Source organism: Candidatus Aeolococcus gillhamiae, assembly GCF_016464765.1.
Taxonomy (GTDB): domain Bacteria; phylum Chloroflexota; class Dormibacteria; order Aeolococcales; family Aeolococcaceae; genus Aeolococcus; species Aeolococcus gillhamiae.
Map to the genome: position 1 here is coordinate 19,733 of NZ_JAEKNS010000142.1, position 15,996 is coordinate 35,728.

The 15,996-nt window shown below is 69.0% G+C and carries 18 protein-coding genes and 1 pseudogene; 8 read left to right on the forward strand and 11 right to left on the reverse strand.

Going from position 1 to position 15,996, the window contains the following annotated elements:
- Nucleotides 1-12: 12 nt before the first annotated feature.
- Nucleotides 13-1,503: an aminopeptidase P family protein gene (locus tag JF886_RS14075; protein WP_337313516.1), complete on the forward strand. Its 1,491-nt coding sequence runs from the start codon at nt 13-15 to the stop codon at nt 1,501-1,503.
- 7 nt (nt 1,504-1,510) lie between these two features.
- On the opposite strand, the gene JF886_RS14080 is transcribed toward JF886_RS14075, so the two are convergent.
- From JF886_RS14080 to JF886_RS14110, 7 genes are all read right to left on the reverse strand, one after another.
- Nucleotides 1,511-2,467 (reverse strand): hypothetical protein, encoded by a 957-nt coding sequence (locus JF886_RS14080; RefSeq protein ID WP_337313518.1) that lies wholly within the window; start codon nt 2,465-2,467, stop codon nt 1,511-1,513.
- The gene (locus JF886_RS14085) at nt 2,464-3,174 is read right to left on the reverse strand and encodes a cytochrome b N-terminal domain-containing protein (RefSeq protein WP_337313520.1); all 711 of its coding nucleotides are present in this window, start codon (nt 3,172-3,174) and stop codon (nt 2,464-2,466) included. Before JF886_RS14085 ends, JF886_RS14080 begins: the two co-directional genes overlap by 4 nt.
- The gene (locus tag JF886_RS14090; protein ID WP_337313522.1) at nt 3,171-3,329 is read right to left on the reverse strand and encodes a hypothetical protein; all 159 of its coding nucleotides are present in this window, start codon (nt 3,327-3,329) and stop codon (nt 3,171-3,173) included. Before JF886_RS14090 ends, JF886_RS14085 begins: the two co-directional genes overlap by 4 nt.
- Nucleotides 3,330-3,429: 100 nt before the next feature.
- Nucleotides 3,430-4,302, reverse strand: coding sequence for a YihY/virulence factor BrkB family protein (locus tag JF886_RS14095; protein ID WP_337313524.1), 873 nt, complete (start codon nt 4,300-4,302; stop codon nt 3,430-3,432).
- Nucleotides 4,303-4,318: 16 nt separating this feature from the next.
- On the reverse strand, nt 4,319-5,575 hold the full coding sequence (fabF, locus tag JF886_RS14100; RefSeq protein WP_337313526.1) for a beta-ketoacyl-ACP synthase II: 1,257 nt from the start codon (nt 5,573-5,575) through the stop codon (nt 4,319-4,321).
- Nucleotides 5,572-6,417 carry an enoyl-ACP reductase FabI gene (fabI, locus tag JF886_RS14105; protein WP_337313528.1) on the reverse strand — a complete coding sequence of 282 codons (846 nt, stop codon included), beginning with the start codon at nt 6,415-6,417 and terminating at the stop codon, nt 5,572-5,574. The genes fabF and fabI overlap by 4 nt, the downstream gene beginning before the upstream one ends.
- 34 nt (nt 6,418-6,451) lie before the next feature.
- Nucleotides 6,452-7,234, reverse strand: a complete 783-nt coding sequence (locus tag JF886_RS14110) for an inositol monophosphatase family protein (protein WP_337313530.1) — start codon at nt 7,232-7,234, stop codon at nt 6,452-6,454.
- A 124-nt stretch (nt 7,235-7,358) separates the two neighbouring features.
- On the opposite strand from JF886_RS14110, the gene JF886_RS14115 reads away from it, so the two are divergent.
- Genes JF886_RS14115 through JF886_RS14125 form a run of 3 tightly spaced genes read left to right on the forward strand, consistent with a single transcriptional unit; the run spans nt 7,359 to nt 9,022 of the window.
- Entirely contained in the window at nt 7,359-7,706 is a 348-nt protein-coding gene (locus JF886_RS14115; RefSeq protein WP_337313532.1) for an ArsR/SmtB family transcription factor, read from the forward strand.
- The gene (locus JF886_RS14120) at nt 7,690-8,190 is read left to right on the forward strand and encodes an SRPBCC family protein (protein WP_337313534.1); all 501 of its coding nucleotides are present in this window, start codon (nt 7,690-7,692) and stop codon (nt 8,188-8,190) included. The genes JF886_RS14115 and JF886_RS14120 overlap by 17 nt, the downstream gene beginning before the upstream one ends.
- A gap of 28 nt (nt 8,191-8,218) precedes the next feature.
- Complete coding sequence (locus JF886_RS14125; RefSeq protein WP_337313536.1) at nt 8,219-9,022, forward strand: GNAT family N-acetyltransferase; 804 nt, start codon at nt 8,219-8,221, stop codon at nt 9,020-9,022.
- 12 nt (nt 9,023-9,034) lie between these two features.
- Here JF886_RS14125 and JF886_RS14130 read toward each other — a convergent pair whose 3' ends face one another.
- Complete coding sequence (locus JF886_RS14130) at nt 9,035-11,695, reverse strand: putative bifunctional diguanylate cyclase/phosphodiesterase (protein ID WP_337313538.1); 2,661 nt, start codon at nt 11,693-11,695, stop codon at nt 9,035-9,037.
- A gap of 127 nt (nt 11,696-11,822) precedes the next feature.
- On the opposite strand from JF886_RS14130, the gene JF886_RS14135 reads away from it, so the two are divergent.
- The 3 genes from JF886_RS14135 to JF886_RS14145 all read left to right on the forward strand — a co-directional run bounded on the left by JF886_RS14135 (nt 11,823) and on the right by JF886_RS14145 (nt 13,725).
- On the forward strand, nt 11,823-12,797 hold the full coding sequence (locus JF886_RS14135) for a DUF72 domain-containing protein (protein ID WP_337313540.1): 975 nt from the start codon (nt 11,823-11,825) through the stop codon (nt 12,795-12,797).
- A 152-nt stretch (nt 12,798-12,949) separates the two neighbouring features.
- Nucleotides 12,950-13,204, forward strand: coding sequence for a hypothetical protein (locus tag JF886_RS14140; RefSeq protein ID WP_337313542.1), 255 nt, complete (start codon nt 12,950-12,952; stop codon nt 13,202-13,204).
- A complete protein-coding gene (locus JF886_RS14145; protein ID WP_337313544.1) occupies nt 13,201-13,725 on the forward strand; it encodes a hypothetical protein in 525 nt (174 codons plus the stop codon). The genes JF886_RS14140 and JF886_RS14145 overlap by 4 nt, the downstream gene beginning before the upstream one ends.
- 235 nt (nt 13,726-13,960) lie before the next feature.
- Here JF886_RS14145 and JF886_RS14150 read toward each other — a convergent pair whose 3' ends face one another.
- Nucleotides 13,961-14,266, reverse strand: a complete 306-nt coding sequence (locus JF886_RS14150) for a hypothetical protein (protein ID WP_337313546.1) — start codon at nt 14,264-14,266, stop codon at nt 13,961-13,963.
- 67 nt (nt 14,267-14,333) lie between these two features.
- Between JF886_RS14150 and JF886_RS14155 the strand changes: the two genes are divergently transcribed.
- The gene (locus JF886_RS14155; protein ID WP_337313548.1) at nt 14,334-15,008 is read left to right on the forward strand and encodes a PadR family transcriptional regulator; all 675 of its coding nucleotides are present in this window, start codon (nt 14,334-14,336) and stop codon (nt 15,006-15,008) included.
- Here the strand turns inward: JF886_RS14155 and JF886_RS14160 are convergent.
- Together JF886_RS14160 and JF886_RS14165 are read right to left on the reverse strand one after the other, a co-directional pair.
- Nucleotides 15,005-15,613 carry a PDZ domain-containing protein gene (locus tag JF886_RS14160; RefSeq protein ID WP_337313550.1) on the reverse strand — a complete coding sequence of 203 codons (609 nt, stop codon included), beginning with the start codon at nt 15,611-15,613 and terminating at the stop codon, nt 15,005-15,007. The two genes, JF886_RS14155 and JF886_RS14160, sit on opposite strands and share 4 nt — an antisense overlap.
- Nucleotides 15,614-15,622: 9 nt before the next feature.
- Nucleotides 15,623-15,996, reverse strand: a pseudogene (locus JF886_RS14165) (hypothetical protein); the annotation flags it as partial.

Sequence of the window (15,996 nt, forward strand, 5' to 3'; positions counted from 1 at the left end):
TACAGTGAGCGTATGGTCAACGACGATCCCGACGCCACCGAGGTCTCCGACGCCCCGGACGTCTCCGCAGAGAACCCCGAGAGCGAGAACTGGATCTGGGTCGGCCGGCATCGGCCGCCGGTGCCGCGCGCGCTCATGGAGCTGATGTCGCAGGGCTGGGCTGAGCGCGGCGGGGCACCCGTCACCCGGCACCCGGCGGCGGACCATTTCGAGGCCCGGCGCACCACGCTGTCGGAGCGGTTCGCCGGCCGGACCGTCGTGGTTCCCACGGGGCCGCCGAAGGTGCGCTCCAACGACACCGACTATCGCTTCCGCCCCGGCACCGACTTCTTCTGGCTCACCGGGGAGACGGAGTCCGACGCCGTGCTGATCATGGAGCCGGACGGCGACGGTCATCACGCCACCCTGTACGTCGAGCCGCCCAGCGACCGTTCCAGCCACGAGTTCTTCACCGATGCGCGCTACGGCGAGTTCTGGATCGGCCCGCGCATGGACCTGGCCGGCCTCTCCGAACACCTTGGCGTCGCCACCGCGCCACTCAGCGAGCTGCACGCCAAGCTGGATCGCCTCGCCACTCCCGACACCATCACCGTGCGCGGCATGGATCCGCGCATCGATGGGGCTTTGGCCGAGAACGACGCCGACGACGAGCTGATCACCACCCTCTCGGAGATGCGCCTGGTCAAGGACGACTTTGAGGTGGCCATGCTGCAGCAGGCCGTGGACTCCACGGTCCGCGGCTTCGAGGACGTCGTCAAGGCGCTCCCCGACGCCATGGAGTCGGGCGAACGAGTGGTCGAGGGCGTGTTCAACGCGCGCGCCCGGCTCGAGGGCAACGACACCGGCTACAACACCATCGCGGCGTCGGGCGCGCACGCCACCGTGCTGCACTGGGGACGCAACGACGGCGAGGTCACCTACGGTGACCTGCTGCTCCTCGACGCGGGCGTCGAGTGCCGCCAGCTGTACACCGCCGACGTCACCCGCACCGTGCCGGTGTCAGGGAAGTTCACGCCCGAGCAGCGCGAGGTGTACGAGATCGTGCTCGCCGCCCAGAGCGCGGCGATGGACGAGGTGAAGCCGGGCGCGCCGTTCCTGGCCCCGCACCGCGCGGCGATGCGGGTGCTCGCGCAGGGACTGCACCGCCTCGGGATCCTCACTGTCGAGCCTGAGGTGGCGGTGCGGCGCGACCAGCAGCTGCACCGCCGCTGGACCATGCACGGCACCAGCCACATGCTCGGCCTCGATGTGCACGACTGCAACAACGCGCGCGACGAGGAGTACCACGGCGAGCTCAAGCCCGGCTACGTGCTAACCATCGAACCGGGCCTGTACTTCCAGCCGGACGACCTCACCGTTCCCGAGCGCTACCGCGGCATCGGGGTGCGCATCGAGGATGACGTGCTGGTGACCAAGGACGGCCATCGCAACCTCTCCGAGGCGCTGCCGCGCGACCCCGACGAGGTCGAGGCCTGGATGGCCCGCCTCTCAGCCGATCACTGACCCGGCGCTACGTCCGCCCGGCGCGTTGCTCCGCGTAGAAGCGGCGCCAGATCAGCCGGTGCACCGGTATCCAGCGGGGGATGCTGCGCAGCCCCGGGATGAAGGGCAGGAACACCAGCGCCAGGCTGAGCACGCCCATGGTCAACACCACCAGCAGGTCGACGTTGGCCGACGTGCTGTACGGCGGGATCTGGTACCACATCTGGAACAGCCAGAGCCACGCCTGGCCGGGGTAGCGTCCGGTCTCGTTCATCACGCCCCACTGGTTGCCCAACAGGTGCTGGTCCTTGGCAAGCCCCGACAGGTGCGCGCCGTCGCCCATGAACAGCAGCGGAGCCGTGTAGTCGGTCTGGTAGAAGGTGCCTGCGCTGGAGAGCAGGAGGCCATCGAGGCCGCCGCTCTGCGCCACCATGAGCTCGCCGCTCATGAGCATCGGGACCGGACCGTCATCGCCCGCGGGGACTGTCACCTTGGTGCCATCGGTGGTGGCGGTGCCGAGCGCGGTCGTGTACGCGGTGAGCCACGCTGTCTGCTTGTCGGAGCTGGCTCCGTTGAACGCAGTCAGGGCGGCCGCGAGCGCGGCGTCGCTTGCCGACGCCGTCTTGAGCGGGTTGAGCACGAACTGGTTGACGCTGTCCACCGGTTGGTGGACGCCGAGCCACTCCTGGGGATGCAGCACCCACCAGCTCTGAATCGAGGCGGTGCCGGTGTTGTACGGCGGCCCGTACGCCGCGCTGAGGCTGGCCCCGGCAAGCTCATTGGTGGCCGTGGTCACGAAGTCGACCGGGTCCTCCTGCGCCCAGCGCTGGATGGTGTCGGCCTTGACGTCGGGCGACGACAGAACCACCGACAGTCCCACCACCACGACGGTGACCACGGCCATGGCGACGGCCAGCTCCTTGAGCAGGTCGTAGCGGACTGTGCGAAAGCGTTCGGGGTCGGGACCGCGGGCGCGCCGCCTCATGTCGACGCGGCGGTGCCGCTCTCAACAAGATCCGCGTCCGTGGCTCCGATGGGTGCCACGACGCCGCGCAGGCGCACCTGGATGACGTGGAGAATCACCAGCAGGGTGACCGCGATGGGCAGCAGCATCACGTGCAAGCCGTACATCTGGCCGAAGTTCAGTGGGTTGAAGAAGGCGCCGGCCCCGGTGGCGTTGATGGCGTCCTTGCCATTGACCGCGATCCACTGCGCGTCGAGGTTCTGCTGTGCGATGTACCCCGTGAACGCGGTGACGATGCTGACCAGGAAGATGACTGCTCCGATCATCCAGGTGGGGGCCCGACCGTCGCGCCAGCCGGCTGCCCAGAACTGGCCCCACAGGTGCAGCACCATGAAGATGAAGAACAGCTGGATGCTCCAGAAGTGCAGGCTGTTGACGAATCGCCCGGTGGCCGACACGTGCCACCATTGCGGCCCGAAGAAGGCCAGCACGACGCCGCTGATGACCACCCAGGCGAGCGCCGCAATGGTCACCACGCCGAACACATACACCCACGAGCCGATGTAGTACGGCTGCCGGGTCGGGAGCAGCTTGGTGATGGGCAGGCGGCGTTGCAGCCAGCCGGCCGCGGCGCCGGTCCAGCCTCCTGACCCTGCGACGGGCGCGGATGGCAGTGGTGCGGGCAGCTCAGGTTCCGAACTCGTCGGTGGACGCCCGGCGACGGTCATTGCTTGGTCGCGTCCTTGCCGTGCGCACCACCGTGGCCGGGGAATGGAAGCACCAGAGCGAGCACGAAGAGGAAAAGCATCACCCCGATGACCACCAGGTTCGGCAGCGAGATCTGGATGAATCCCCACTGAAAATAGGGAGCGGGCGCGTCCATGGACCCTCCTCGACAGGCTGGGCGGACGCGGGTGCCTGGCACCTGAGCGTACGGCGGCACTGGCGGGGGCGTCGGCGCGCTGCAGTACCGACGCCGTGGTCTAGCCGGCTGTCTTGCGCCTCTGCTCTTCGATCGCCTGGTGCGGCTCCTTGTGAGCGCGGCTCTTGGCCTCGGATGAGGCGAAGATGCCGTCGGCCTTGGGCGTACCGAGCCGGATCTTGTTGAACACGGCGCCGATGAGGATGAACTGACTCATGAAAGACAGCCACGTGGCCAGCAGGAAGAACAGCGCGAATTGCTGGCCGTACGTCCCGAAGCCCTTGGAGAGCTTGGCGTACAGCGGGAAGAGCAGTGAGAACACCTCGATGAGGACGCCAGCGACGACGGCCCCCTGCCAGATGTCTCCCAGCGAGAAGGTGCGGTTGGGCACCCAGCGGTAGATGATGATCACCAGAGCGATCAGCACAACCGCCCCGAGCAACGCGCCGAGGATGCCCGCTCCCGGTGACAGCGCCGCCGCGCTGTTGGCGGTGACCGTGAGCAGCACCGCGGCGATGAACACCAGCACCATGACCAGGCCCATCAGGCGCTGACGCAGCGTGTCGCGCTGTGAAGTGCCGAAGATCTTGGTGAGCGCGAACTCCATCGACGCGAAGAGGCTGGTGCCGCTCCAGAGCAGGCCGGCGATCGAGACGATCCCGAGGATGCCGGCGTTGTGCTTGACGCCGTCGAGTGCCGCCAGGATCTGCTGGTGCGCGTCGCTCGGGAACACCGAGACGACCCCGTTGTAGACGTTGGTCTGTACCGCGGGGTCGTTGATGACCAGGCCGACGATGGCGAGGATCCCGAGGATCAGCGGGAACATCGCGAGGAACGCGTTGAAGGCCAGACCAGCCGCGTAGTTGCCGCCCTGGGCGCTGCCGTATGCCTGGATCACCTGCACCGGCCGCGATCGGGTCAGTCGTCTGAGCATCGCGCTCGCTCGCCGGCTACTCGACGCGCGAGAAGGCCAGGCAGGCGTTGTGGCCGCCGAACCCGAACGAGGTGCTGATGGCCAGGTCGATGCGCTGGTCGCGGCCCACGTTGGGCACGTAGTCGAGGTCGCACTCGGGGTCGGGCTCGTCGAGGTTGATGGTGGGCGGCACGTACTGGTCGCGGATGGCCATCACTGAGATGATCGCCTCGATGGCACCGGCGGCGCCGAGCAGGTGGCCGTGCATCGACTTGGTCGAGGACATCGGTACCGTCGACGCGGCCTCGCCGAGCGCGGCCTTGATGGCCTTGGTCTCGGCGGAGTCGTTGAGCTGGGTCCCGGTGCCGTGCGCGTTGATGTAGCCGATATCCGCCGGGTGCGCATGGGCGCGCTCGAGGGCCTTGAGCACGCAGCGGCGCGCGCCGTCCCCGTTGGGTTCGGGCGCGGTGATGTGCGAGGCGTCGGCGGTGGCGCCGTACCCGCTGAGCTCAGCGTAGATGTGCGCGCCGCGGCGGCGCGCCGCCTCCATCTCCTCGAGCACGACGATGGCCGCGCCCTCTCCCATCACGAAGCCGTCGCGGTCACGGTCGAAGGGACGCGAGGCGCGCTCGGGCTCGTCGTTGCGGGTCGAGAGCGCCTGCATGGCGTTGAACGATCCGACGCCGAGCGCGCAGACCGACGCTTCGGTGCCGCCGGCGATCACCGCGGTCGCGTCGCCGCGGCGAATCCATTCGGCGGCCTCGCCGATGGCGTGGGCAGCGGACGCGCAGGCGCTCACCACCGCGAAGTTGGGGCCCTTGGCGCCGTGCTCGATGGCGATGACGCCGGCGGGCATGTCGGCGATCATCGACGGGACGGTGAAGGGCGACACTCGCCGCACTCCCTGCTGATGCAGAGCGAGCGTGGCGCGCTCGAGAATCTCGAGGCCACCGACGCCGGACGCCACCAGCACGCCGGCGTCCTCACCGACGGCCGCGATGTCCAGCCCGGAGTCGGTCACCGCCTCGCGGGCGGCGACCAGGGCGAGCTGCATGCAGCGGCTGCTGCGCCGCGCCTCCTTGACGCCAAGAGCGGCGGCTGCGTCGAATCCCTTGACCTCCGCGGCGATACGCGTGGGCAGCGCGGACGCATCGAACTGGGTGATCGCCGCCACCCCACTCGTGCCGGACCGGCACGCCTGCCAGGTGGACTGCACGTCATTGCCGAGCGGGCTGATCGTGCCCATCCCGGTGATGACGATGCGGGGCCGGCCGTTGCCGTTGGCGTTGCTCATTCCTCTCCTGGCTGTTCTGGCGACGTGAGCAGGGGCGCGCCCTGCGAGTGATAACCGCCGTCGACGTGGATCACCTCGCCGCTGATGCCGCGGGCCATGTCGCTGAGCAGGAACACTGCGGTGTCCGCGACCGGACCGGCGTCGGTTGCGTCCCATCCTAGCGGGGCCTGCCCGGACCACGCGTCCTTCAGTGTTCGAAAGCCGGGGATGGACTTGGCGGCGATGGTCTCCAGGGGTCCGGCGCTGATGGTGTTGACCCTCACGTGGCGGGGCCCGAGGTCACGGGCGAGGTAGCGTCCGATCGCCTCGAGCGCGGCCTTGGCCGGGCCCATCCAGTCGTACAGGGGCCAGGCCAGGGTGCCGTCGAAGGTCAGCGCCACCAGCGCGCCGCCGGTTGAGGGCATGAGTGGCACCAACTCGGCGGCCAGCGTCTTCAGAGAGAAGCTGCTCACCTGCATGGCGGTCGCCACCGATGACCACGGTGTCTCCATGAAGTGGCCCCCGAGGCAGTCCTCGGGTGCGAAGCCGATGGCGTGGACCACGCCGTCGATCGAGCCCCAGCGCTCGCGCACCGCCGCGGCAACGCCGTGCACCTGGTCGACGTCGACGACGTCCATCTCGAGAACGTCGGGATGCGGCTCCAGCCGCTTGGCGCTGCGCTCGGTGAGGCTCATGGCGCGACCGAATGAGGTGAGCACGATGTCGGCGCCGTGCTGCTGGCAGGCGTCCGCGATGGAGTAGGCGATGCTCTTGGGGGTCAGCACTCCGGTGATGAGGATGCGCTTGCCGGCCAGGACGCCCGAGGCGCGCGCGGACACGGCGTCGCTGTTGTTGGTGACCATCCTTCCCTTCAGAGTCCGGCGCTGTGCTGCGCGGTTACGCCGCCCGCGTGATCGACAGCATGCGCTCGTGCCACGCAGGCGCGCCCGCCAGGATGTCACCGGTGCGGAAGACGGCGGCCTCGTCGCCACCCCAGTCGCTCACCACCCCGCCGGCCTCGCGCACCAGAAGGCTGCCGGCGGCGATGTCCCACAGCGCCAGGTTGAGCTCGAAGAACCCGCACCACACCCCGGAGGCGGTGTAGGCGAGATCGAGGCTGGCGGCACCGGCCCGGCGGAGGTCCTCGAAACGCTCCATCGCCGCAGTGAGGACCGGGAGGTAGCGAGGCCGGTTGTCGGGGCGGCGGAAGGGGAAACCGGTGGCCACCACGCCGGTGCCGGTCGAGCGGCGGATGTCGAGCCTGCGGCCGGCGGCGTCGTAGGCGCCCTCGCCGGCAAGCGCCGACCAGTGGCCGCCGGTCAGCGGCGCGGTGACCACGCCGACACGCGGCACGCCGCCCTCCACCAGGGCGATCGACACCCCCACCTCGGGGTACCCGCGCAGGAAGTTGGTTGTGCCGTCGAGCGGATCAATCACCCACATGCGCTCAGTCACCTCGCCGCCCCGCTCCTCGGCGAGCACGTCGATGGAGGGCTCTGCCTCGTGGAGCACGGCGATGGCGGCAGCCTCGGCGGCGCGGTCGACCACGGTGACGTAGTCGCCGGCCCCCTTGAGCTGCGCTTGGAGCGGAGCCGCGTCCCGGCGCGACGCCCGGATCACGTCGCCGGCCGCCTGGGCAGCGGCGAGCGCCAGCGTGCCGAGTTCGCGTTGCGAGCGCATGAGTTCAGCCTATCGAGTCCGAACCACCCCCCGATCGCGATGTGAGAAACCTCGTCACACGGGCAGCGCAACTCACTCATATGCCTTGACACGCATATGCCTACTTCGATATATTCACGCCGCTATGAACGCCACCCTCATCGCGCTGGCCCAGCCCAACCGCCTCCAGATCGTCGAGCTGTTGCTCAGCGGCCCCCGCCCGGTGGCCGAGATCGTCGAGCGGCTCAAGCTGCGCCAGCCCCAGGTCTCCAAGCACCTGCGCTTCCTCCACGACGCCGGGGTCGTCGACGTGCGGCGGCTGGCGCAGCAGCGCATCTACAGCCTCAAGCCGCAGGCGTTCCGAGAGCTGGACGCGTGGCTCGAGTCCTATCGCCGGCTCTGGGAAGAGCGCTTGGATCGCTTTGACGAGGTCCTCCAGGACCTCAAGGAACAGGACGTCAACAAGGAGAATGACCATGCCCTCGACCGCTGACACGACCCTCGTGCTGACCATGCCCTTGGACCTCGAGGTCGTCGGAACGCGCGTGTTCGACGCGCCGCGCGAGCTCGTGTTTCGCGCCTACAACGACCCGGCCCTGGTCCCGCGCTGGTGGGGCCCCCGCTCGGAGACGCTTGTCGTGGAGGAGATGGACGTGCGCATGGGCGGAGGCTGGCGGTACCGCATGAAGGACGCCACCGGCAACGAGTTCGCGTTCTTCGGCGAGTACCGCGAGATCGTGCCGCCGTCACGGATCGCCCGGACCTTCAACTACGAGCCGATCGGCCCCGGGCACGAAACGCTGGAGACGGTGGAGCTCGAGGAGCTCGACGATGGCCGGACCAGGATGATCAGCACACAGCGCTTCCTCACCGTCGAAGACCGCGACGGGATGATCCAGTCGGGCATGGAGAGCGGCTACAGCGAGAGCCTGCAGCGGCTCGACGAGCTGCTCGAGGAGCTCAAGGCGGCCGGCTGACGCAGCGGTCTTCCCGTACAGTCCCGCCGTGCTGCAGCTCGCGTCGCTCGGTTACCAGACCGACCTGGCGCTGCTGCGGCTCGGCGGGACACTGGTGGAGGACCACGGCGACCACCTGGTCGTCAGCAGCCCCGACATCCCGACGTACTGGTGGGGCAATTTCCTTCTCCTGGCGGAGGTACCCGACCCGCCGGCGTCGCAGCGATGGCTAGACCGCTTCGCCGCAGCCTTTCCCCTGGCGAAACATGTCGCGATGGGCTTCGACGGCACGACCGGTACCCTCGCCGACCTGGCGTGGTTCACCGAAAAGGGCTTCGACGCGGAAGCGCTGACCGTCATGACAGCCGCCGCGGTGCGCACGCCCGCGCACATCAACCGCGACGCCGTCTATCGCGGCCTGCGCTCGGACGACGACTGGGCCCGGGGCGTAGAGCTGCAGATACGCTGTGGCAGAGAGAACATCGAGTCAGTGGCAGCGCGCACCTTTGCGACGGAGAAGGCGCGCATCAATCGCGGGCTCGTGGAGGCCGGCCACGGGCGCTGGTTCGGGGCATTCGTTGGCGACCGGCTCGCTGCGCAAATGGGACTGCTCGCCGCCGGCCCCGGCCTCGCGCGCTTCCAGTCCGTCCAGACCGATCCCGACTTTCGCCGCCGCGGCCTCGCCGGCACGCTGGTCCGCCACGTCAGTCGGTACGGCTTCGACGAGCTCGGGGCACGCACGCTCGTGATGGTCGCCGACCCCGACTACTTCGCGATCGACCTCTACCGAAACGTCGGCTTTGAACCGACCGAGACACAGCTGCTTGTGGAGCGCAAGCCGCCGGACGACTGACGCCGCCGCTCTCTACAGCGCCTGCTTGTGCAGCTGGATGATCGACGCGACCGGAGGCGGCGTCGGCAGCGCAAGCAGCGCGAGGTCGACGCCGCCCGCGGCGAGCAGTCGCTCCACCGCCTCGCCCTTGATGGGATGCGAGAGGTGATAGCCCTGGCCGAGATGGCAGCCGAGGTGGCGCAGGGCGATGAGCTGCTCGGTGGTTTCGATGCCCTCGGCGATCATGGTGAGACGGAGCGCGTTGCCGATACCGATGATGGCCCGCGCGAAGTCGCCCTCGTCCTCGGTGTTGTGGAGGTCGTCGACGAACGGCTTGGCGATCTTGAGGATGTCGACCGGGAGGCGGCGCAGGTAGCTGAGCGATGAGTAGCCGGTGCCGAAGTCGTCGATGGCGATGCGGATGCCGGTGCGCTTGAGGGCCTCGAGCTTGTCGATGCTGGCACCGGAGTTGGCGTCGTCGAGCACCATGCTCTCGGTGAGCTCCAGCACCAGCGAGCTGGGCAGCAGCCCGGTGTCGGCGACGACGTCGAGCACCTCGTCGACGAAGCCTGGCTGCTGCAGCTGCCGCGGGGAGATGTTGACGCTGACCCAGAGCGGCTCCGACGACGGGTAGCTCTCCTGCCATTGCCGGGTCTCGATGCACGCCTTGCGCAGCACGCGGGTCCCGAGCGCGAGGATGACGCCCGTCTCCTCGGCGGTGCTGATGAAGTCGTCGGGCGCGACCATGCCGCGGGTGGGATGCCGCCAGCGCACCAGCGCCTCGGTGGCCACCAGGCGCCCGTCGGCCATGTCGAAGATCGGCTGGTAGTGCACACCGAACTCGTCCGCGGAGATGGCCCGCTCGAGGTCGGCGCGAAGCCGGTGCCGGGCCACGATCTCCGCCTCCATACCCGAGATGAAGAGCACGTGGCGGGACTTGCCGGCGCTCTTGGCGGCGTACATGGCGACGTCGGCGTGGCGCATCAGGCGGCTGGCGCTGTCGGTGGCGTCGTCCGACACCGCCACACCGATCGATGCGTGCACGGTGACCGACTGGCCGGCGAGCGCAAACGGTTCGACGAGCGCCGTGAAGATGCGCTCCGCAACCAGCTCAGCCTCATTCGGTGTGTCGATGTCCTCGATGAGCACTGCGAACTCGTCGCCGCCCAGCCGCGCGGCGGTGTCGGGGCGGCGCAGCGAGTTGCGCAGACGCTCGGCGACACCCATGAGCAGCTGGTCGCCGGCGGAGTGACCGAGCGTGTCGTTGACCGCCTTGAAATCGTCGAGGTCGATGAACAGCACCGCCACCGGCTTGCCGGTGCGGCTGCGACGCAGCAACGCGTGGTCGATGCGATCGCTGAACAGCGAGCGGTTGGCGAGGTCGGTGAGCGAGTCGTGGAAAGCCTGGTGGGAGAGCTGCTCCTGCAGGTCGGACAGACGCGCAATCGACTGCTCGAGGTGGCCGTTCTCCAACGTCGAGCTGGTCTGGATGGCGAGCGACTGGAAGAGGTGGAGGTCGCGCTGGTCGAAGCTGCGCGCGGTGACGTGGCTGCCCACCATGAGGCTGCCGATCAGCCGCGAGCGGCCGCGCAGCAACGACACCATGGCGTGGTCGATGTGCCGCCGGCTGAGCACGTCGCGCGAGCTCGGCGACGCGCTGATGCGGTCGATGATGACGCCGTCCGAGTCGGCTTCGAGGATGTCGTCGAGGTCGTTGAGGTCGATGGGCACCATCACCTCCGTGCCGCTGGGGTCGCCGGCGCGCACAGTGGTGCGGTACGCCTTCTCTCCCGGTGACGACGGGTAGATGGTGAGCTGCGCGATCTGCGCCTCGAACATCTCGCGCGCCCGGCCGAGCAACCCGACGATGGCCGCCTCGAGCTCGTTCGAGTGACTGAGCGCCTCGTCGGAGCCGCGCAGGAACTCCGCGACGCGGCGCTCACGACGCTCCGTCAGCAGGAGGCGGTAGCCACCGAGCAGAACCACGCCGAAGACGGCGACGATCGCCATCCCCTTGGGATCGGAGAGCAGCATCTCGGCGGCGATCAGCCCGTACATGCAGGCGACGGCGGTGGCGGCGAACGACAGCGCGATGTTCTCCAGGGCGAGGTCGCCGGGGACGGTGCCGTCGTTGAGGCCGATGCTGAACAGGCTGGTGAGACTGCTCAGCACGAGCACCAGGCCGGCGCAGAGCACCGCGCTGTATGCGCTGGTGGGGAGCTGGTCGGTCCCGATCACGCCCGCGGTCGCGTTGAACGACAGGGCTGCAAGGGCGGAGAAGAAGGAGAACTGCGCGATGTTGAAGGTGGTGTCCGGGTGGCGCAGGTCGCCTCGACTGATCGCCGCGGCAACAGCGCCAACCAGGAAGCCCACGATGATCGCCCCGCCCGGTGCAAAGAACAGACCGAGCACCAGCGGCGCGGCGGACATCCCCACCGGGCGTGTCCCGCGGCGCAGCGCGACGGCGATCGGCCAACGCTCGGTGATGAAGAAGAGCGCCGCCAGGCCCCAGACCGGCAGCGTGTACGTCCGCGACGCCGCCGGCAGCGTCAGCAGCATCTTGATCCACAGCGCCAGCGCCGGCACCATGAGCACGGTCGCGAAGAGTCGCAGCCGCACCGTTGGACCGAAGAGCGGGCCGTCCGACAGCGAGCCTTCGGGGGGCGCGGACGGGACGGACGCGACTTGTGTCACGAGGCTCCTGAACTCCTTTGGCAGCCGGTTCTCGGCCATTCTCCGCAGCGCTTCCGGCGGCCCCGTCACAGCGTGGTTACTGTTTGACGATTCAGGGGCGACGGTGCCTCGCACACCCGGAGGGAACATGGCTGCGGAGATCCGCGTCGGAACCTGCAACTGGGCCGACCACAAGGAGTTCTACCCGCCAGAGCTGGAGCGCGGACGCCGTCAGCGCGAGAAGCTCGAGTACTACGCGCGCTTCTTCCCGATGGTGGAGATCGACACCAGCTTCTATGGCCTCCCCAAGCCCGAGGTCGTCGACAGCTGGATCGGGCGCACGCCGGCCGGTTTCCGGTTCAACATCAAGGCGTTTCGCAGCCTCACCCGCCACGAGCGCGAGAACGGCCGGCCGCGGCCACCCACCGACGAGGAGGTCCGCGATTTCCTGGCCGCGCTGTCACCGCTGCGCGACAGCGGAAGGCTCGGTGCCGTCCACTACCAGTTCCCACCCTGGTTCACCAACCGTCCCGACGCACGCGACGTTCTGCTGGAGACGCGCGAGCGCCATCCCGACGACATCGTCGCTGTGGAGTTCCGTCATCGCAGCTGGTTTGACAACGACGCGTGGCCGGCGACGGAGGACCTGCTCCGCGAGCTCGACTGCGTGTACGTCGGTGTCGACGCGCCGCAGCTGGGCAGCGGCACCGCGCCGCCGATCCTCGCGATCACCTCGCCCAAGCTGTGCATCGCACGCTTTCACGGACGCAATCGCACGACGTGGTACCGGCCCGACGGTCCCACCAGCGACTACCGCTTCAACTACCTGTACTCGCCTCGCGAGCTCGAGGAATGGGTCCCAGCGATCCGTGAGGCGGCCGACCGCGGCACACCCGTGCACGTGCTGCTCAACAACAACCGCAGCAACTACGCGGTGGTCAACGCCTTCGACTTCGCCGCTCTGCTCGATGTGCCCCTACCCCGGCCTCCACAGCCGATCCTCGAGCGGATCGTGGAACGGGACGGCTCGGTGCCCGCCTGGGTGGCCGAGGCGCCCCCGCCGACGGAGCCGGCGGCCGCCGACCCCAGCTCGGGGCAGGCCAGCCTCGATATCGACGGCTGAGCTGGCCGCCCCTTCCGTCGCGGGGCGATTTGCGCCACAATTGGCGCCGACCGCTGGTGTCTTCCGCAGCCGGTTCGCTGTATGAGCAGGCGATCGCCTTCGCCCGCCGTCCACCGGCTCGCACTCGGCTCAATCGCAGGAGGGTTCTCGCAATGGCAATGGCGTCCCCCCGACGCAATGACGGCGCGCGCCGTCCTGCGCCCAGCGGCATGGTCCTGCGCAACGACAACAACACGCACGAGGTCGAGGTGGCCAAGGCCCTCAACCAGTGGGCGGTGACGGTCACCGCCCTGGCTGACAACCGGCTCATCTGCCAGGACTTCTTCGCCCGTCGTTGGGAGGCGGTGGCTCGCGCCGAGGACTTCGTGCGCCTGCTCAACCGCACCGAGCCCCCGCCAGGCTGGTGACCGCGGCCGCTCCGGGCTACAACGCGAACGCCGCGCTGCCCAAGCGCATCCGGCACCACTACCTATACAGCTTCCAGGATACCCGGCGCGAACGGCTCTTCCTGTCCTCGATCGGGTTCGACGTGGGGGCGATCTCCGCGCGGGTGATCACGCACATGATTCGGCGCGGGATCGGGCCCTTCCACAACCTCAGTCGCAACGGCCGCCATCTCCACCACCTGGTCTTCGGGATCGGCGGGCTGCTGGCCACAGGCTACCTCTGGCTGGTCATCGCCGACGACGCCGAGCAGCAGAAGACGATCCACCGCGCCACCTCGTTCGCCTACGGGGTCGGCGCGGCGCTGACCCTGGACGAGTTCGCGCTCTGGCTCGAGCTCGAGGACGTCTACTGGACCGAGCAGGGCAAGGTGAGCGTGCAGGCGCTGATGATCTTCGGAGGCCTGCTCTCGATCGGGGTCTGGGGTGGGCCGTTCCTCAAGGCAACCGCGAAGGAGATGGCACCGAAGACGAGTCCCGCGTAAGGGGCGGGAGTTCGCACGAGCACATCTCCTTGCTGCTCAAACAGGCTTCGGCGCCATTGGCAGCCGCGTCGAACGCTTTCGCGTCCGACACGGCCTCGGGCGCCTGCAGAACTCGCGACTGCGGAGATGTGCCCGAGCGAACTCCTCCCGAGTGCGAAATTCTTCGGCGCGAGCTTCGTCGCGATCTTGAAGGGCTCGCGGCCTTGTTGGGTACCGGACCGGACCGTCCGGTTCGCTATGCGCCGGTCGCCCGGACGGCCTTGTAGGTCTCGAGCCGGTGCAGCTGCCAGCTGTGCTGTTGCATCGCCGGAAGGATGCTCGCTGCTTTCTGGAAGCTCTCCGAACCGTAGAAACGGCCCGCCTGCTCCTCCGATTCCCACACGTCGACCACCCGCCAACCCGTTGCCGTCGGTCCCGCGATGTGGGAGATGATGCCCTCCGGGGTGTCTGAGTCCAGCTCGGCTCGGCCGATCCGTCGCATCACCTCGTCGTACTGCGACCCGTCGGCGCCTTCTGCCTCGAAGAGGAAAGCCACGGCCATCTCACACCTCCAACCCCATGAACGGTAAGAGACTCAATACGCTCCTACTAGGAGTAATGTCAAGGGCGTGCCGCGAACGGCGACCACGGCCAGCGCGATCCTCGGCCTGTTGGACTTGCGACCGAGCTGGACGACCTACGAGATCACCAAGCAACTCCGTCGCAACATGCGCTTTTTCTGGCCCCGCGCCGAGAGCAGGATCTACGCGGAGACCAAGCAGCTCGTCGCCAAGGGCCTCGCGGAGGTCGAGCTGGGGCACGTCGGCCGTCGAGCTCGCTCGACGTACAGGATCACTCCACGTGGCCGCCAGGTGCTGCGGGAGTGGCTGGCCACGCCGCCCCGGGCTACCGCGCTGGAGTGCGAGCCGCTGCTACGCATCTTCATGGCGGACCGATCGACCCGCGCGCAGCTCGACGCTGCGCTCCGACAAGTGCGCGCCGATGCCCGCGCCATCCTCGACGTCGGCGTCGACGTCGGACCCGAGTACCTGCGGGGTACGGCTCCTTTTCAGGATCAGATTCACGTCCGTGCCTTCGTCTTCGACTTCCTTTCCCAGCACGCCCTGATGTTGCTGGCCTGGGCTGATCGCACCGAGCAAACGCTCGACACCTGGCCCACGGCCACCCACGACGATCGCGTGGCCATGGCTCGCCGGATCATCGAAGCCAACCTGACGGCGTACCCAGCCTTGGAGACTGAGCTCCGTGAACAGCGCTTCGAAGTCGCCCGCGAGCCGACTTAGCTGTCAGTGTCACCCCTGTCCTCGGCTGGCGGCGTCTCTGCGGATGCCGTCGTCTCCGCCGGCTCTCGCGGGAACTCGACCGTGCAGACCACGAAGGCGCCGTCCCTCCAGACCGTGAGGATCATGGTGTCGCCGGGGCGGCGGCCCGCCACCGCGGTGCGGAACTGCTCGGCGCCCCCGGTGAGTGTGTAGCCGCCGATCGCTGTGATCACGTCGCCGGTGCGGATGCCCGCCTCGGCGGCCGGCGAAGCCTCGTGGACCGGGCCCACCTCGACCCCGAAGGCGGCGGGGAGGCCGCGGTCCTTGGCGATGTCGATGGTCACCGCGCGGACGGCGGCCCCGAACGAGACGCCCGGGCCGTCGTCATCGGGGCGGGGAAGGAAGCGCGCCAGCTGCACCGGGTCGAAGCCGACGATCATGCGGTCGTCGATGATCAGCGCCGGGACGGCCACCCGCCCGAGGCGGCCGAAGAGGATCGCGCTCGCCGAGGGGTCGGCGGTGACGTCGCGGGTGGTGTAGGCGAGGCCGCGCTGGTCGAGGTAGCGGAGCAGGGCTTCGCATTGGGGATCCCCCGCGCGGATGAAGACGCTGATCTGTCCAGCCATGGGTCGCGCTCAGCCGGTGGCGGCCGGGGGCGGCTCGACGGACGCGGCCTCGCCGTCGGCGGACTGGCCGGGGGCACCCTGGCCTCCGCCGCCTCCACCACGGCGGCGCCGGCGACGGCGCGGACTAAAGCTCTGCGTCTCCCCACCCGGCCCGAAGTGCAGCGAGCCTGGAGCAGCGGAGCCGTCGACCGGAGCACTGGCCCCGTCGGCTGGCGGTGCTCCAACGCCGGGTGTGCCTCCGCCCGCCCCGCGACCGCGACGACGGCGACGGCGGCGGCGGCGCAGGGGCTCACCGTCAGGACCGAGCTGGGGTGGAGCTCCGTCGGCGGCGGGCTGACCCGCCTCGCCGGGCACGCGGGGAGCGCCCCCCGCCTGTGCCGGCC